This is a genomic window from Microbulbifer regidiadema (SeqCode) (assembly GCF_052466995.1).
In genome coordinates this window covers 2,448,660-2,462,756 of the sequence record NZ_CP174297.1, presented here as the reverse complement: position 1 = coordinate 2,462,756, position 14,097 = coordinate 2,448,660, and the positions used below count along the sequence as shown (strand labels likewise).

General features: G+C 43.6%; 17 protein-coding genes and 1 pseudogene. 12 read left to right on the top strand and 6 right to left on the bottom strand.

Going from position 1 to position 14,097, the window contains the following annotated elements; all coding sequences use genetic code 11:
* Positions 1–227: 227 nt before the first annotated feature.
* Positions 228–710, top strand: coding sequence for a hypothetical protein (locus ACJJIK_RS10625; RefSeq protein WP_444942701.1), 483 nt, complete (start codon positions 228–230; stop codon positions 708–710).
* 235 nt (positions 711–945) lie between these two features.
* Here the strand turns inward: ACJJIK_RS10625 and ACJJIK_RS10620 are convergent, their stop codons facing one another.
* The 3 genes from ACJJIK_RS10620 to ACJJIK_RS10610 all read right to left on the bottom strand — a co-directional run bounded on the left by ACJJIK_RS10620 (position 946) and on the right by ACJJIK_RS10610 (position 2,213).
* Positions 946–1,251, bottom strand: coding sequence for a helix-turn-helix domain-containing protein (locus tag ACJJIK_RS10620; protein WP_444942700.1), 306 nt, complete (start codon positions 1,249–1,251; stop codon positions 946–948).
* Positions 1,252–1,291: 40 nt separating this feature from the next.
* The gene (radC, locus tag ACJJIK_RS10615; RefSeq protein WP_444945024.1) at positions 1,292–1,741 is read right to left on the bottom strand and encodes a RadC family protein; all 450 of its coding nucleotides are present in this window, start codon (positions 1,739–1,741) and stop codon (positions 1,292–1,294) included.
* A 79-nt stretch (positions 1,742–1,820) separates the two neighbouring features.
* Positions 1,821–2,213, bottom strand: coding sequence for a helix-turn-helix domain-containing protein (locus tag ACJJIK_RS10610; protein ID WP_444945023.1), 393 nt, complete (start codon positions 2,211–2,213; stop codon positions 1,821–1,823).
* Positions 2,214–2,448: 235 nt separating this feature from the next.
* Between ACJJIK_RS10610 and ACJJIK_RS10605 the strand changes: the two genes are divergently transcribed.
* The 4 genes from ACJJIK_RS10605 (at position 2,449) to ACJJIK_RS10590 (ending at position 3,950) form a co-directional block, all read left to right on the top strand.
* On the top strand, positions 2,449–2,643 hold the full coding sequence (locus tag ACJJIK_RS10605) for a hypothetical protein (protein WP_444945022.1): 195 nt from the start codon (positions 2,449–2,451) through the stop codon (positions 2,641–2,643).
* A gap of 553 nt (positions 2,644–3,196) precedes the next feature.
* On the top strand, positions 3,197–3,460 hold the full coding sequence (locus ACJJIK_RS10600; RefSeq protein WP_444945021.1) for a hypothetical protein: 264 nt from the start codon (positions 3,197–3,199) through the stop codon (positions 3,458–3,460).
* A gap of 38 nt (positions 3,461–3,498) precedes the next feature.
* The gene (locus ACJJIK_RS10595; RefSeq protein ID WP_444945020.1) at positions 3,499–3,660 is read left to right on the top strand and encodes a hypothetical protein; all 162 of its coding nucleotides are present in this window, start codon (positions 3,499–3,501) and stop codon (positions 3,658–3,660) included.
* Complete coding sequence (locus ACJJIK_RS10590; protein ID WP_444945019.1) at positions 3,654–3,950, top strand: hypothetical protein; 297 nt, start codon at positions 3,654–3,656, stop codon at positions 3,948–3,950. Before ACJJIK_RS10595 ends, ACJJIK_RS10590 begins: the two co-directional genes overlap by 7 nt.
* A 79-nt stretch (positions 3,951–4,029) precedes the next feature.
* Here ACJJIK_RS10590 and ACJJIK_RS10585 read toward each other — a convergent pair.
* The 3 genes and pseudogenes from ACJJIK_RS10585 to ACJJIK_RS10575 form a co-directional block, all read right to left on the bottom strand.
* A pseudogene (locus ACJJIK_RS10585) lies at positions 4,030–4,224 on the bottom strand (IS256 family transposase); the annotation flags it as partial.
* Between the two features lie 40 nt (positions 4,225–4,264).
* The gene (locus tag ACJJIK_RS10580) at positions 4,265–4,522 is read right to left on the bottom strand and encodes a hypothetical protein (protein WP_444945018.1); all 258 of its coding nucleotides are present in this window, start codon (positions 4,520–4,522) and stop codon (positions 4,265–4,267) included.
* The gene (locus ACJJIK_RS10575) at positions 4,515–4,970 is read right to left on the bottom strand and encodes a hypothetical protein (RefSeq protein WP_444945017.1); all 456 of its coding nucleotides are present in this window, start codon (positions 4,968–4,970) and stop codon (positions 4,515–4,517) included. The genes ACJJIK_RS10580 and ACJJIK_RS10575 overlap by 8 nt, the downstream gene beginning before the upstream one ends.
* 407 nt (positions 4,971–5,377) lie before the next feature.
* Between ACJJIK_RS10575 and ACJJIK_RS10570 the strand changes: the two genes are divergently transcribed.
* From ACJJIK_RS10570 to rfbC, 7 genes are all read left to right on the top strand, one after another.
* A complete protein-coding gene (locus ACJJIK_RS10570; protein ID WP_444945016.1) occupies positions 5,378–5,998 on the top strand; it encodes a Type 1 glutamine amidotransferase-like domain-containing protein in 621 nt (206 codons plus the stop codon).
* A gap of 1,716 nt (positions 5,999–7,714) precedes the next feature.
* A complete protein-coding gene (locus ACJJIK_RS10565; RefSeq protein WP_444945015.1) occupies positions 7,715–8,506 on the top strand; it encodes an ABC transporter permease in 792 nt (263 codons plus the stop codon).
* On the top strand, positions 8,503–9,210 hold the full coding sequence (locus tag ACJJIK_RS10560) for an ABC transporter ATP-binding protein (protein WP_444945014.1): 708 nt from the start codon (positions 8,503–8,505) through the stop codon (positions 9,208–9,210). The genes ACJJIK_RS10565 and ACJJIK_RS10560 overlap by 4 nt, the downstream gene beginning before the upstream one ends.
* A 9-nt stretch (positions 9,211–9,219) precedes the next feature.
* Positions 9,220–10,404 carry a hypothetical protein gene (locus ACJJIK_RS10555; protein ID WP_444945013.1) on the top strand — a complete coding sequence of 395 codons (1,185 nt, stop codon included), beginning with the start codon at positions 9,220–9,222 and terminating at the stop codon, positions 10,402–10,404.
* 52 nt (positions 10,405–10,456) lie between these two features.
* Entirely contained in the window at positions 10,457–12,103 is a 1,647-nt protein-coding gene (locus tag ACJJIK_RS10550; protein ID WP_444945012.1) for an SLBB domain-containing protein, read from the top strand.
* A 301-nt stretch (positions 12,104–12,404) separates the two neighbouring features.
* The gene (gene rfbA, locus ACJJIK_RS10545; RefSeq protein ID WP_444945011.1) at positions 12,405–13,376 is read left to right on the top strand and encodes a glucose-1-phosphate thymidylyltransferase RfbA; all 972 of its coding nucleotides are present in this window, start codon (positions 12,405–12,407) and stop codon (positions 13,374–13,376) included.
* A gap of 92 nt (positions 13,377–13,468) precedes the next feature.
* Complete coding sequence (rfbC, locus tag ACJJIK_RS10540; RefSeq protein WP_444945010.1) at positions 13,469–14,017, top strand: dTDP-4-dehydrorhamnose 3,5-epimerase; 549 nt, start codon at positions 13,469–13,471, stop codon at positions 14,015–14,017.
* Positions 14,018–14,097: the final 80 nt, after the last annotated feature.

The following is a 14,097-nucleotide window of genomic DNA, read 5'->3' as shown; positions in this document are numbered from 1 at the left end:
AGCACTAATCCTTTGACTTTTAAGGGGTTCCCAAGATGATAAATAGCAGAGAAAATGCTGGAATATAAGGCGGTTGCAATATATCCACTTGCGTACGATGGTGCTAACTGCGGGTAACTCGCTGTTTCCGGGAGCCTTTTTTAAAATCGAGGCTGAGAGCGGTCTGGGGATATGTTGCAGCTGCTTTTGAATACACTGTTAGTACTCATGGAGAGAATGCGCCAAAGATGAATAATATTGATATCTTCAAAGCAATATCTGCCTTGGCATTGGCACACTGTTACGACAGTTTTCCTTTAAAAATAAAGCTATCGCCGGGAGAACTGGCATTATCATTGGGCGATGAGTTCTGGGATGAATCACAAAAACCGATTTCAGAAAATGTTAGCGAATATGTAAGAAATCGAAGTCCCGCAGGAATTGCGAGGCCTACCATCGAATGGATGGCTTCTTCTGGTTTAATCACATATGAATCCTATCGTGATAGTCAGTTCATAGGGGTTTGTCTCACCGCAAAAGGCTTAGAGGCAATTGAGTCCGATCAAGAGCGAGGTGGCAACTTAATTCAAGCTGCTAAAGAGCTAGCTCAAGAAGAACTCAAAGATCAGGCTCGCACAAAACTTAAAGGGTTTTTTTCGGATGTCCTCACTTGGAGTATCGAGAAATCACCAACAGTTTTTCAGGCGGTCACGAATTATGTGTCGCAGTAAAGTACTAACGAGTCAATGCAGCCGACCGCTGGAGCGGCCGGCTGATTGAGGCGTTAGGCCGCTGAATGAGCAATAAAGCTAAAGCTTTCGAAGGTATCAGAAAGGCATCTGGTACAGGACAGGGCGGATACAGTGCCAAAAGAACCAATCGCCCAGCCCGTTAACGGCCGTCAGCAGTAATGGTTATATCCGTTTGGCGCTGGCGGCCTTTTAAAAATAGGGATTTTTGTTAGTTTTAGGCTTTCGGCTCCCGCGCTTCCGGCCTATAAGTGACTTTCGTATCCGCCACAATACTACCGCTATAAATACACAGCAGTCGCCACATTGCATAGGAGATATTTTTCTCGCCGCTGGTCAACTTGCGCACCTGGCGGCTGGACTTATAGCCGAGTAGGGCCGCCGCCTGGGCGCCGGTCAATCCCGCACGGGCAATCTCCGCTTTAATCTCCGCCCCGCTGGGGGGCTCAAAACCCGCATCGTAGCGCTTGTAAATCGTGGGCCTAGCTGGTCCCTGGTCGTAGATAGGATAGTGTTCGCTCATGGTCAATCCGGTGGCGGGCATTGCCCGCCGGTTGTGTATTTTAGATCAGCCCCCGCTGGGCAAAGCTGACGTGAGACTCACCACCGATAACGAAGTGATCCAGCACCTGCACACCAATCAGGCCCAGCGCTTGGGTTAGTGTTTCAGTGATGGTGATATCTGCCTGACTGGGCTCGGCCAAACCGCTGGGGTGGTTGTGGGTCAAGATTACTGCGCCCGCATTGAAGGTCAGGGCGCGTTTCACGATTTCGCGGGGGTAGACATTGGCCGCAGCCAGTGTGCCCTGAAACTCTTCGCGGTAGGCGATCGCGCGGAGCTGGCTGTCCAGGTAGATCACCGCAAACACTTCGCGCTCCAGAGCGGCCAGGTGCAGCTTCAGGTAATCCGTCACAGCGGGCACGCTGGTTAAGGCGTTACCAGGCTGGCGCAATTTAGAGAAGAGTATCTTCTTGGCGGAATCGATAACTTTCTGTTCGTTAGGGCTAAACATCTTATAGGGTTCCTTTCGGATTTTGGGGCCGCGTTGTGCTTCCCACTGGCGTCCATATTAGGCCCCTGGGGGCCTTGCGTCAATCTTTTTTAGGCCCTTTGGGGCCTATTTTTTTAACAGCCTCTAATTCCTTTGCATTAAAGTTGGCAAGTTGGTACGTGCTCTCAACTACCTGGTGAATATGCTTGCGAAAATTCTCTGGTAGTTGCGAATAGAGCCGCGCAATAAAAGGCGGAAAAGGAATCTGCACAAAGTGGTGCAGGTTCTCCACGCCATACACTTTCGCCAAAGTAATCCCCACCGCCTCACACCAAGCCGGCAGCAGGTCCGCTGGTATCTTTTGCACGCCCGTTTCCATTTTCGAAATTTGAGATGACACAAGCCCCAGCTGTCTTGCCAGCTGTGCAACCGTCATCCTCTCCCGTTTCCGTGCGTTGCGCAGGCGTTCGCCTAGTGTTCCGGCCTCAAACATCGAGCCGCGTTATCAGCCCTCCCAAATGAAAATTCGGCAATAGAAACTTTGCCGCATTTTACATTGCGAAAATCGAAATATTTCAGCATGAATGTTCACACACTATGAATTCGGTAGTAGCTTTTACTGGGTTGTCGCCAAATGCCAGTGCAGATAACTGGGCTTAGGTGGCATGGGTGCTACTTTAAAGTTTAGAGCGCCATAAGGGATTAGTAGTTTCAAGGAGTTGATGAGCATGCCTGTAAGAATGCAAATGGAGCAATTGCAACGAGTCGCCAGTCTGTGTACGGCCTTGGAGTGGGTCACAAGTTGCCCTGATGTTTCTGCCAGAGATGCAGTTTTGCGCCTGATAGGTGAGGAAGTGAGCGCCACTATCCAGGGAGTGATCTACTCTATCGAGTCAGAAAGGGGAGCTAGCGAGGCGGCTTGATGTTGTTAAGACTGTCTGGTCATGACTTTTTTGCCGTGGGGTGCATAGAAAAAAGCCCTAGTCGCTAGTCTTCCGAGACTAACACTCTCAAAATGGCAGTTTTCCTATATAAATCAATGAGTTATGTTTTTGTGTGCGGAAGACTGGCAGTGTTGAGGTCAGCGGTTCGATCCCGCTTAGCTCCACCAAATTTCCCTTGTTTTTCAAGGGGTTGCGAGAAGAGGTTCATGTCCTCTTATCCGGTGAACAAAAACTGGACAAAAACTCGCAAGAAAGAAAAAAGGGCCTTCGGGCCCTTTTTTTTCGCCTGAAATTTCTCTTCCCCTCTTCTTAGATTCTTCTATTGTTCGCCCCCTATGATTTGTCGGTTTTGCCTCGATGTAATGCTGGTGTGTCGATGAGCTTAGGTGGCGGTGGTGAGTAGGGGTAGCAAGCGCATCATTAACAAACTCCAAGCGCCCTCGATAGAATGATGTGGCAAAATACGTGTCATCAATAAGCCATAAATTGAAGGATCACTTTATGGCTGGACACCCCGACTTGCCCCAGACAGATGAGCGTACTGCTTTACGGCGGTAGAAAATACAACATAAAACTCAGCTTTCACCAAGTCAAAAGTATGAAAGGGCATGCTGTTGGACTGAAGTTTGAAGATTCCACTGGCAGCATGGATTCAGCCAAAACCGGCGTTTCGGTCTCTGGTCGAGGGCTTGCAAGAGCAATAGGCCTTAGAGCGGTAGAGATGCTGGGCGATTTACGCGGTGTTGATTTTTTGGCTTTTATCTTCTCACGGACGGGCTTGATGAGAGACAAATAAGGCTAAAGGATGCTCTTTATAGCATTTAAGCAAAGGAGATGCACAAAGCCGTTAAAGATATCTTGCCACACGGCATCAAGATTGATGTCGAGGGCGGTATAGGTTGGGGAATGAGCCGCTATGAACCTCAAACACTGCCGCAGATGCAGCTCTTTCTCAAAGAGTTGGGCAAAACGATTAGGGAGTCAGCACTATGTTAGTACGATTTTATGAAGACAGAATAGATGAACTTCCCGATGATGTTGCCAAATTTTATCTGTCTCGAATGGGCATAGAGTTTCTCGCTGAAATGACGGTGCAAGAGATTAACACGCTTATAAGCGGCTCAATGACAGGGAATACGTTAGAGGAGGCCATAGAAGAAGCTAGGCGTGAGATGGTCGAGTTGAGCGATGAAGAAGACCGTTTAACGGATGAGGCTTTAAAGCGTTATGCAAAAGAAATGACGATTGAGAATATCGGCATGGTTAAGTTCAAAGACATGTTTTGAGCGGATATACCGAATTTGTCGCCAGGTAGGGTGGAGAAAATAATATATTTTGACCGCTTCCATCACTGGTCACCGTGGTTAGGCTGATGTATTTCTCCAGGCGATCTGGAAAGTGGATCGCTAGCTGTGACAGTGTCAGATTCTAATTTTGAGTCGGGTGTATCCAACGTTCAGAGGCTTTTAGTATACCGGCGTAAAGCAGCTTCAGTAAGCTATTCTCATTGCCGAAGCTACCCCTGGTCTTGGTCAGCTTGCGGAACTGTCCGTGTATCGCCCCACATGTGTACCTTTCTAGGTCTGGCCTCGCCTACTGCTTAATCTGTTTTCAGCCTGCCAACAGGTCTAGCCCGCTTCTGGGCTGGCCGTCGTTGGCGGAGGTGTTTTGTGCGGGGGGGGTTGCCGGTGTGATCGCGTATGGCGAACCTGTCGGCATCTACATAGGGCTCCCCGGCGATGATCTGGCTGGGGATATGCTCGGCTTCTATCCACTCCAAGATTTTCTCTTTACCTGGGCGGGAGCCGATTTCGAATTGCTCTTTGGCCCAGGTGCCCCCTTTAACCAGCTTACCCATTGGGCAACCCTCTCTGACTCGCGAGGAAGTATCCCCGGCCATTTTTATTGAGTGTGCCTGCCTGTTGCAGGGCATCGAAAACGGGTTTAACGGTTCCGTGTCGAAGGCGCATATCGTTGATAATGTTGCGCATTACGGGCTTGTGGCCGAACTCTCCGGCGCTGATGCGCTGGGCGAGTTGCTGCTGCTCTTCGCTTAAGTGGGTGGTGTGTTTCAGCTGTTTCTCCACTGTTTCAGGCTGTTGCAACGGTGTTGTGGCGCGTTTCGCAACTGTTGCAGCAGCGTTAAACGCGAGCAGTGCGACCAGCCCCACGATGTCGGTGATGACTGCCAGCGCCAGAAAGCCGATATGCTGAACCTTTTCCGGGTCTGCGTTGAGGGCGCCCGCCAAGCTGCTGAAGGCGCTGTTTGTGCTGGGTGCCTGTTCGATAAATCTTTTTGTAATCAATGCCGTAGCAATATAGCTAAGGAAGGGCGTTGACCTTGCAGGGTTGAGGTACCCTCACTATCCGAGAGGTGGCTCAGGCCTGTGGTACATACCAGTCGCCTACGTGCTTAGCTAAGCTCTATATCTACAGTACTGTCCCGAGTCTTATAAGCTTGTAAAGACAGATGAAGCTTTGTATTGATTTTGCGTTAGTTCCATACGCCCCAATCTATCGAAAACTGAGCTATGCACGGTAGGCTTGGCTTTTTTATGGCACGATTTAAGAGTGAGACCAGATGCCAGTAAATACTGGATGGTTTGAGATACTCTGGTTTGTACAGTGGTATCGAATAAAGCCTAACGGCTTTGAATAAATTATTTCGATATTGGGCTATCAGTCAGGTTGATACTTTAAAGGATTAGAATGTATGAGCAAACTGTTTCTAACCTCATATTTTGCTGAGGTTGCCGAGTTAATCGGGGATTGTGGGGTCGAGCTTAAAGGTAGGAGAGTGGTATTTATTCCCACTGCAAGCCTTCATGAAGAAGTTAATTTCTATGTGGAGGATGCAAAACAGGCATTTGAGCGGTTGGGCGTTGTTGTTGATGAACTGGAGGTTTCTACTGCTTCAGCAAATGAAATTAAGGATAAATTGCAAGCTAGTGATTATATTTATGTAACTGGTGGCAATACGTTTTTCCTACTTCAGGAGCTGAAGCGCAGCGGGGCAGATAAATTCCTGCTGGAACAAATTAAGCTGGGAAAAACTTATATTGGCGAGTCGGCAGGCTCAATAATTCTGTCAGCGGATATTGCCTATATTCAGGAGATGGATACTACAGACCCGGCCAAAGACCTGAAGTCCTATAAGGGATTAAATCTTGTGGACTTCTACCCTTTGCCTCACTACGGTAATCAGCCCTTTAAAGAGACTGCCGAACGCACTATTTCCAGGTTTGAAAATGAGATAAACCTCCGCCCCTTCAGTAATAACCAGGTTATCTGTGTAACCGATGGAAGAGTGAAAATTTTGACCTTGGAAGCTTAGCGCTTTGCTGTAATCCATTCTGCCCTTTGGGACTCCTATGTGGCCACCCGACTTTATGGGGCTGGCCTTTCATGGAGGGGGTATAAATTGAGAAATCTCTGATTATGAGTATATGGATGACGCTATCTAGATAAAGCCATTGAGCGATTTCTCCCTTCTCTCTTTGGTGATCCACTCAACTTTGTAGACATTTCCGCTCCATCCTTGCTCAGTTATTGATATTTTCTGTTAGGGTTTTACTCAGAGTTATCCTTTCTCTATTAAAAGCCTGTTCCAGGAGGTGTCAACTGAGCTACTTCAGGGGATGAATTCTATAAATTGTAGCCGCTTTCATTTATACAGGTCCTGAACTCTTATGTTTCCTCCCTGTTTTTAAAATAGTCTTCTTACTTTAATGATGTTTGTTATTGCGGTGTGCTTTTATATTTATCAGTGAAAATAATTGTCAAACTTCTGTCTGTGCATTCGATGAATTATTGGGCTGGTCAAGTAAATATTCCTCTAAAGCAGGCAAGTATGAGGGTGTTGGTGTCAATCAAAAGTTGAGTGTCGACAGGATGAGTGTGCGATATCTTCAGGTGTGCAGCCCCTCGCTGGAAAATCTTGAATAAATATAGAAGCTTGGACCTATTTATATATCAGCACAAATTAGTTCATCGGTACCAGGTTTGCTGAGATAAAGGTCAAATAATATCCATTAAATAACTGTGAACGCTATTTTTTCTTTCACAGTTTTTCAATAACTTTAAATTATTGATTCTGAAGGCGTATTATGACTCTTTCAAAGTTAGACCGTGCCGTAGTAATTTTAAAAGGAACGTTCGAGACCGGGTGGAGATGGCTGTCAGGTTTGATGGTGCGCCAAACTTATTTGGTTGGGTCAAGAGTAATCTATCATCACATATTGACTCACTAGAAGGTAGATTCGTAAGTCTACAGGGGGGGAGAAGAGAGTGGAGCCTAGAACCCATTGACTTTGATCACTGAGAGTGTGCAATTCGAAGACTTAACTGTATATAAGTGGTTGAAAAAAATATCTTTTTATAAGGGGCGTCAGGTGGGTGGCATTTTATTGTCGGGCAAAATAGATGCCGGGAAAATAAAGTTTGGCAGAAAATGACGTTATTGCAGTTGTTGCTATTAAGTCTAGCCAAGAGGTACTCTGGCGTATATAAAGCTTGCTTGTGGGATGAACTACTGATTAGAATTCAACAGGTTGTACTTTTGTTCTAGGACTTCGGATTCGTTGTGATGGGCCTGTAATTTTTAATGACCCGTACCAATTGTATGGTTGGGGTGAAAACTTTTACTCTAATCAATAAGTTTTGTTTTTAAATGTGAGTGTAAGGCATGGAATGCTAACGGTACTTTTAGGGGGTATAGCTATCAATTTAAAATTATTGGACAATTTTTAATTGTTTAGTGTGATCTCCAAGTCTACTTTGAAGCGATAAGGAGTTTAATTATCTTCAGATTGATGTAATGGCACGTGATTGATTTGACCAAGGAGTTCGATAAGATGCCGCGCTTGTTGTTGCAATAGGCGCCACGTGAAATCATCTGAGAGGGTAGTAAACGAAATTTGGTCTAACAGAGTTGTGTGCGAGATGTCGTTATTTTTCTGTGAATAATTTAAAAATTCCCTAGTTTAAATCCCCAAAATTCCTCTCTGGTCTGAAGTTGATTATTTCACATGTGATAGAAGAGTAGATAGTTATGGAATCCTCTACCCAAAGATCTGTCTGGAAAATTCAGAGAGATGTAATTCATGCGCTATTGATGCGTGAAATGAAAACTCGGTTTGGCAAGTGGCGGCTAGGCTATGCTTGGATGCTGCTGGAGCCCGCACTCCATATTATTGTACTTGTAATGGTTTTTAGCTTTGTAAAAAATGAGTTCTACCCGGGTGTGCCTACCGCCCTATTTATGCTTGGTGGGATTGCTCCTTTTCTTTTCTTTCTCCATTGTACGCAAAAAGGACTAGCGGCAGTGGCTTCAAATCGGGGGCTATTCAATTACCGTCAATTAAGACCATTTGATGCAGTCCTGTGTCGAGTATTGTTAGAGTTTTTTATTTACCTGGCAACAATCGTTGTTCTTTTGGCGCTATTTGCATGGTTTGGTATTAGAACCCCCTTTAATAATTTTTTACTTTTCGTGACAACTAATCTACTTTTCTTGTTTTTTTGTTTGGGGATTAGCCTGGCCCTGTGTGTTTTGGGTGAGCGCTTTCCAGAAATTGCCAAGTTAGTACCATCTATTATTCGGCCTTTGTATTTTATGTCAGGTGTATTCTTTTCACTTGATCAGATTCCTAAGGACTACCATGTCTACTTAGTATGGAATCCGTTATTACATGTGATTGAGCTGAATCGAGAGGCACTATTTAGTAATTTTGATGGATATTCTGGCAATCTGACCTATCTTGGATTTACATCTGTGTCAATGCTTTTTTTCGGTTTGCTCTGCTACCGATCCAATTGGCGTGATTTGGTGAGGACCCAGTGATTAGATTAGAGAAGTTAACCAAATCATACCGAACCCCCCAAGGACGAAAAGTACTTTTTCAGAATGTCACTGAAAGTTTTCCAGAAGGGAAAAATATAGGAATTCTAGGGCGAAATGGAGTAGGTAAATCGACACTCCTCCGTATTATGGGAGGGATTGACTATCCTGACTCAGGAAAAGTGGTTACCAACCAGAAGATTTCCTGGCCATTGGGATTGGCTGGCGGCTTCCAGGGAAGTATGACTGGACGAGAAAATGTTGCCTTTGTTTGTGGTATTCATGGAGTTTGGGGGGATACACGGCGTAAGATAATTAATAACGTGCAAGATTTTGCTGAGATAGGGGACTATTTTGATGTACCTGTAAATAGTTACTCCTCAGGTATGCGCTCACGCCTTGGGTTCGGTTTAAGTATTTCTTTTGATTTTGATGTTTATTTGGTTGATGAGGTGATGTCAGTCGGTGACGCTCAGTTTAAAAGGAAGTGTGAGGAAATTATTAACGAAAAGAGAAAGAATTCTTCTTTTATCATTGTGGCACACTCGATGGCACTTCTTAGAAAAAACTGTGATGTGGGTATCTATTTAGATACAGGTGAACTGAGAGTATTTGCTACTATTGATGAAGCTATTGACCTGTATCAGGGGAAGGGGCCAAATACACAGTCACAAAAGGTAGCCGCTTCTACTGTCATAAATACATAAGAGTTAACTATGGATGTTAATAATCAAATAAGTGAAGAGAAATCTCAAGGCCAGACAAATAAAATCGACTTTATTCAAAGAGGACGTTTGATTTTTAATCGTATTGTAAGCTTTAAAGATGGAACTCTGTTCGTAATTCTGCCGCTGCTACTTTTGGTTGTCTACTATCTATTTTGGGTTTCTGAGCGCTATGTGAGTACAACGCAGCTTATTGTAAAGGATAGTGGATCTTCTCAATCAGCCTCTCCGGCTTTGGGTTTGTTAATTCCTGGTATTGGGGCAGATAATCAAGACGCCTTTTTGGTAGTAAATTATATACAATCATTAGATATGGCTTTGTATTTGAATGAAAAGTTAAATCTTGCAGAATACTATAAAAGTGTCCAGCACGATTATTTTTCACGTCTGGGTCAGAATGCCACTCAAGAAAGTTACTTAAAATATTACCGGAATCATATCAGTGTTGTGCATGATGAAGCAACAGGGATTATTACTATAGAAATGCAGGCTTTTGATCCGGCTTTTGCGAAGCTGCTTAGCGAAACCGTGGTTCAAAAATCTGAAGATTTTGTCAATGCAATCAGTAATCAGCTGGCAGACAAGCAGGTGTCATTTGTAAATGGTGCTGTTGATGTGGCGCAAGCCAATTTGCGAACTACCAAGCAAGAAATTCTTGATTTTCAGAATAGCTATAAAGTTGTGAGCCCTGAAGAATTAACTAAGGGAATTAGTACTATTATTCAAGGATTGGAGTCTCGCCTGGCAGAGCAGAAGGCTCAGCTTACTGCAGCAAAAACGTATCTTAATGCTGAATCTTCACAGATTGTTTCTATGCAAGCAGACATCGGCGCTCTTGAAAATCAAATTGAGATGGAAAGGATTCGCTTAGTGGGAATCGGAGATAATGAAGGAGAGAAAAAGCTTAACTCTCTAGGAGCAGATTTCCAAAATTTAGAACTTGACTTGCAATTTGCAACCGATGCATATGCAGCCTCCCTAAAGGCCTTGGAAGCCGCTCGTATGGAAGCTTCTGGCAGGCTTAAACATTTACTGGTGGTAACAGAGCCATCACTAGCAGAAGAAGCTGAGTATCCACACAAGCTTTACAATCTGGTAAGCCTAGCTATTATTTTACTGATGTTGTACGGGATAGGGAAGATGCTGGTTATGACTATTCGTGATCATCGGATATAAAGCATAAAGTGACTATTTTGGAATCCCACCTATTTCATCGAGGATTTTATTCGTGAGAAGATTGGCACAAATGATCACAAAGAAAATGAAAAATATTGGGCTTGGGCTAGTTGTCTCATTGTCCTGTGTACAAGCTCTAGCTTTAGAAACTCAAATAATTAATGAGACTGAATCTGCGGAGATAAGTCAAAGTAAAATACCAGTTTTTGGCGAGGCTTTATTTCGAGGCGCTTTTAAAGATCAGCCATTTAGTGGGTTTAATCCGGACTACCGAATTACCATCGGGGATCAAATCAATCTACAGCTTTGGGGAGCCTATAGCTTTAGTGCCTCTATACCGGTAGACCCTAAAGGAAATATCTTTGTTCCAGAGGTTGGCCCCGTTCATGTGGCGGGCGTGAAGAATGGCGAGCTCAATGACTTTGTGTTGCGCCATGTAAAGCGTGTTTTTAAAAATAATGTGCAAGCTTACGCCAATCTTGAGGCAAGTCAGCCAGTTAAAGTTTTTGTTACTGGTTATGTGAAAAAACCAGGGCTTTATAACGGATTTAGTTCAGATTCAATTTTGTACTATCTGGATAGTGCTGGTGGTATCGATGAAGAAAGTGGTAGCTTTGTTGATATTAAAGTCATGCGTCAGGGGGATAAATTACAGTCAGTAAATTTATATCATTTTTTGGTTGAAGGAGTTATGCCAGCTCTTCAGTTACGGAATGGGGATGTTGTTGTAGTAGGCGCCAGAAAGGGCTCGGTAACTGTAGAGGGGGATGTACAACAAGCAGCGCAAATGGAATTTCTTGGGCCCTATACACAGCTTGCAGAAATATTACTGATAAGCAAGCCAGACCCGCAAGCGAATTTTGCTCGAATAACGCAGGCTATAAATGGTATTCAAGAAGCTAATTATTTACCTCTTGATAAAGCTTTAAAAGAGCGATTATATCCCGGTGCTCAGATCGAATTGGTTAGAGATAATGACGTAAAATCAATTTCTGTCAAAGTTTCAGGCGAACTTAACGGCCCGGCAACCTATATTTTACCCTATGGTTCAACCTTAGATGAGTTATTAGTTCAATTGAGCTTTCGAGATAATGCAGATCAGGAGTCTATCCAGCTGTACAGAAAGAGTGTTGCAGACAAGCAGCGTGCAGCGCTGGAGCGATCACTCGATGCTTTACAAATGGAGGTTTTGACTAGGCAGCCCAATACTGATCTAGAGAAAGCTGCGCAAAAAGATAATGCGATGATGATACAGAATTTTATTGCGCAGGCGCGTAAAGCTGAGCCAAGAGGGCAGGTGGTAATCGCTAATAATTCAAATGCGCCATCAATGTTACTAGAAGATGGCGATGAATTGGTTGTGCCATTGAAATCTTCTACGGTATCTATAGTGGGGGAGGTTATTTTTCCTACATCATTGGTTTACAGCAAGAGGCGTACTCTTGAAGAGTATATTGAATTGGCTGGCGGTTTTGCCAACAACGCCAATCAGAAAGAATTAGTCATCTTACATCTCGATGGAACTATTAATCGTATTGATGGTAGTGATTTTGATAATCATTTGGGTGAGCGTCTAAGGCCCGGTGATGAAATTATGGTAATGCCAAAAATTAGCTCTAGTGAGCTTCAAGTAACAAAAGATATTACAGAAATACTGTATCGCATCGCTGTTGGAACGGCAGCTGTGTTGTCATTCTGAATTCATAGGAGGATGGATCACACCAGATTGGCTTTCTTTTTGCAGAGTTTTAAAGTAGATGTTTATAGCATTTGATACTTGAAGGTAGTTTTTAGTCGTGAAGTGCTGTAAGGCGTGCGTAATATCAATTTTTAAATATGTATGTAATTATTCGCGCCGAAAATTACGTAATGGATGTGTTGAGGGTTCTATTAGTAGAGTAGAGTGAGCGTCTACAGATAACTCAGGTATCAATAAAGTTCAGACGAAATTGTGAAATGAAGCTAGTCAATCAAGGATTATAGAGTAGGGGGAAGGAACGATGGTTATAAAAGGATCTTCTAATCGAAAAGGGATTGTATTGGCTGGTGGGTCTGGCACGCGTTTGTACCCCTTAACTCGAGGGGTGAGCAAGCAGTTAATGGCTGTGTATGATAAGCCGATGATTTACTATCCCCTGACAACCTTAATGCTGGCTGGAATTAGAGACATTTTAATTATAACAACACCTGAGGAGCAGTCTTTGTATCAACGACTGCTTGAAGATGGGGCACAATGGGGGATTAATATCTCCTATGCGGTGCAACCTTCTCCAGATGGTTTAGCGCAAGCTTTTTTGATTGGTCGGGAGCATGTGGGAAATAATAATAGCGCCCTTGTATTAGGCGATAATATTTTTTATTCACATAATTTTAGTCAAATTTTACAGCAAGCTAATGCGAGAGAGAACGGTGCCACTGTATTTGGTTACCATATAGCGGATCCTAGAGCATATGGTGTTGTAGAATTTGATGCTGCTGGCAAAGCAATTAGCTTAGAGGAGAAACCGGAAAATCCTAAATCTAATTATGCTGTGACAGGACTTTATTTTTATGATAAGCAGGTTTGTGATATTGCCCGAGGAGTCAAGCCTAGCCCACGGGGTGAATTAGAAATTACCGATATTAATAAAGTATATTTGGCTCAAGAACAATTGGATGTTGAACATCTTGGGCGTGGAAGTGCCTGGCTGGATACAGGAACACACGACAACCTTCTTGATGCTGCACATTTTGTCCAAACTATTGAGCGCCGCCAAGGATTAAAAATAGCTTGTCCCGAAGAAGTGGCTTATAGGAAGGGGTTTATTAGCGCAGAAGAGCTAGAAGCTCAAATACAGCCGCTTATGAAAAGTGGATATGGTAAATATCTGATGCAATTACTAGTGGAGAATGGCGAGCTCTCATCACTAGTTGAGCGTAGGTTTGGAACTTTAACAAATTCTAAGTATGCTTCTGATGCTCTGGCTCTTTAAATTTTAAATAGAGAGTCGTTTAAGGGTAAATAGCCTACTCTATTCCGAGCAATAGCTATTTATCTTGATAGCTGTAGGGGGGACAAATCCGCATGAAAGTTATTGAAACAGAAATTCCTGATGTAAAAATCATCGAACCCAGAGTCTTTGGCGATGAGCGAGGATTTTTCTTTGAGTCATTCCGGGATGATTTTTTTGTAGATAAATGTGTGAATAAATTCTTTGTGCAGGATAATCACAGCAGGTCGTCCCAGGGTATTTTACGGGGGCTGCACTATCAAACAGAACAAACGCAAGGAAAGCTTGTAAGAGTTATACAAGGAGAGGTTTTTGATGTTGCCGTAGATCTCAGAAAGAGTTCACCAACTTTTGGGAAGTGGGTCGGTGCTTATCTATCAGCAGAAAATAAACGGCAATTATGGATTCCTGAGGGATTTGCACACGGATTCTACGTGACTAGCGAGTCGGCCGAGTTTGTATACAAATGCACAGATTATTATGCGCCGAACTATGAACAGTCTATTTTGTGGAATGATCCGGACTTGAATATCACATGGCCAATCAGTGAGGGACAAGAGCCTCAACTTTCACCAAAGGATTGTGATGGTAGGCGTTTTCGGGATGCAATATTTTTCACCTAAATATAAAGTAATAGTAAGAATTTAAAATTATATATTAGCCTTTGTTAGGCTTTTCCAAACTATTATCGAATAATAATATC

Excerpts from the sequence above, each read along its gene's own strand:
- ACJJIK_RS10625 (WP_444942701.1), top strand. The coding sequence starts at position 228 with ATGAATAATATTGATATCTTCAAAGCAATATCTGCCTTGGCATTGGCA.
- ACJJIK_RS10620 (WP_444942700.1), bottom strand. The coding sequence starts at position 1,251 with ATGAGCGAACACTATCCTATCTACGACCAGGGACCAGCTAGGCCCACG.
- radC (WP_444945024.1), bottom strand. The coding sequence starts at position 1,741 with ATGTTTAGCCCTAACGAACAGAAAGTTATCGATTCCGCCAAGAAGATA.
- ACJJIK_RS10610 (WP_444945023.1), bottom strand. The coding sequence starts at position 2,213 with ATGTTTGAGGCCGGAACACTAGGCGAACGCCTGCGCAACGCACGGAAA.
- ACJJIK_RS10605 (WP_444945022.1), top strand. The coding sequence starts at position 2,449 with ATGCCTGTAAGAATGCAAATGGAGCAATTGCAACGAGTCGCCAGTCTG.
- ACJJIK_RS10600 (WP_444945021.1), top strand. The coding sequence starts at position 3,197 with ATGAGCGTACTGCTTTACGGCGGTAGAAAATACAACATAAAACTCAGC.
- ACJJIK_RS10595 (WP_444945020.1), top strand. The coding sequence starts at position 3,499 with ATGCACAAAGCCGTTAAAGATATCTTGCCACACGGCATCAAGATTGAT.
- ACJJIK_RS10590 (WP_444945019.1), top strand. The coding sequence starts at position 3,654 with ATGTTAGTACGATTTTATGAAGACAGAATAGATGAACTTCCCGATGAT.
- ACJJIK_RS10580 (WP_444945018.1), bottom strand. The coding sequence starts at position 4,522 with ATGGGTAAGCTGGTTAAAGGGGGCACCTGGGCCAAAGAGCAATTCGAA.
- ACJJIK_RS10570 (WP_444945016.1), top strand. The coding sequence starts at position 5,378 with ATGAGCAAACTGTTTCTAACCTCATATTTTGCTGAGGTTGCCGAGTTA.
- ACJJIK_RS10565 (WP_444945015.1), top strand. The coding sequence starts at position 7,715 with ATGGAATCCTCTACCCAAAGATCTGTCTGGAAAATTCAGAGAGATGTA.
- ACJJIK_RS10555 (WP_444945013.1), top strand. The coding sequence starts at position 9,220 with ATGGATGTTAATAATCAAATAAGTGAAGAGAAATCTCAAGGCCAGACA.
- rfbA (WP_444945011.1), top strand. The coding sequence starts at position 12,405 with ATGGTTATAAAAGGATCTTCTAATCGAAAAGGGATTGTATTGGCTGGT.
- rfbC (WP_444945010.1), top strand. The coding sequence starts at position 13,469 with ATGAAAGTTATTGAAACAGAAATTCCTGATGTAAAAATCATCGAACCC.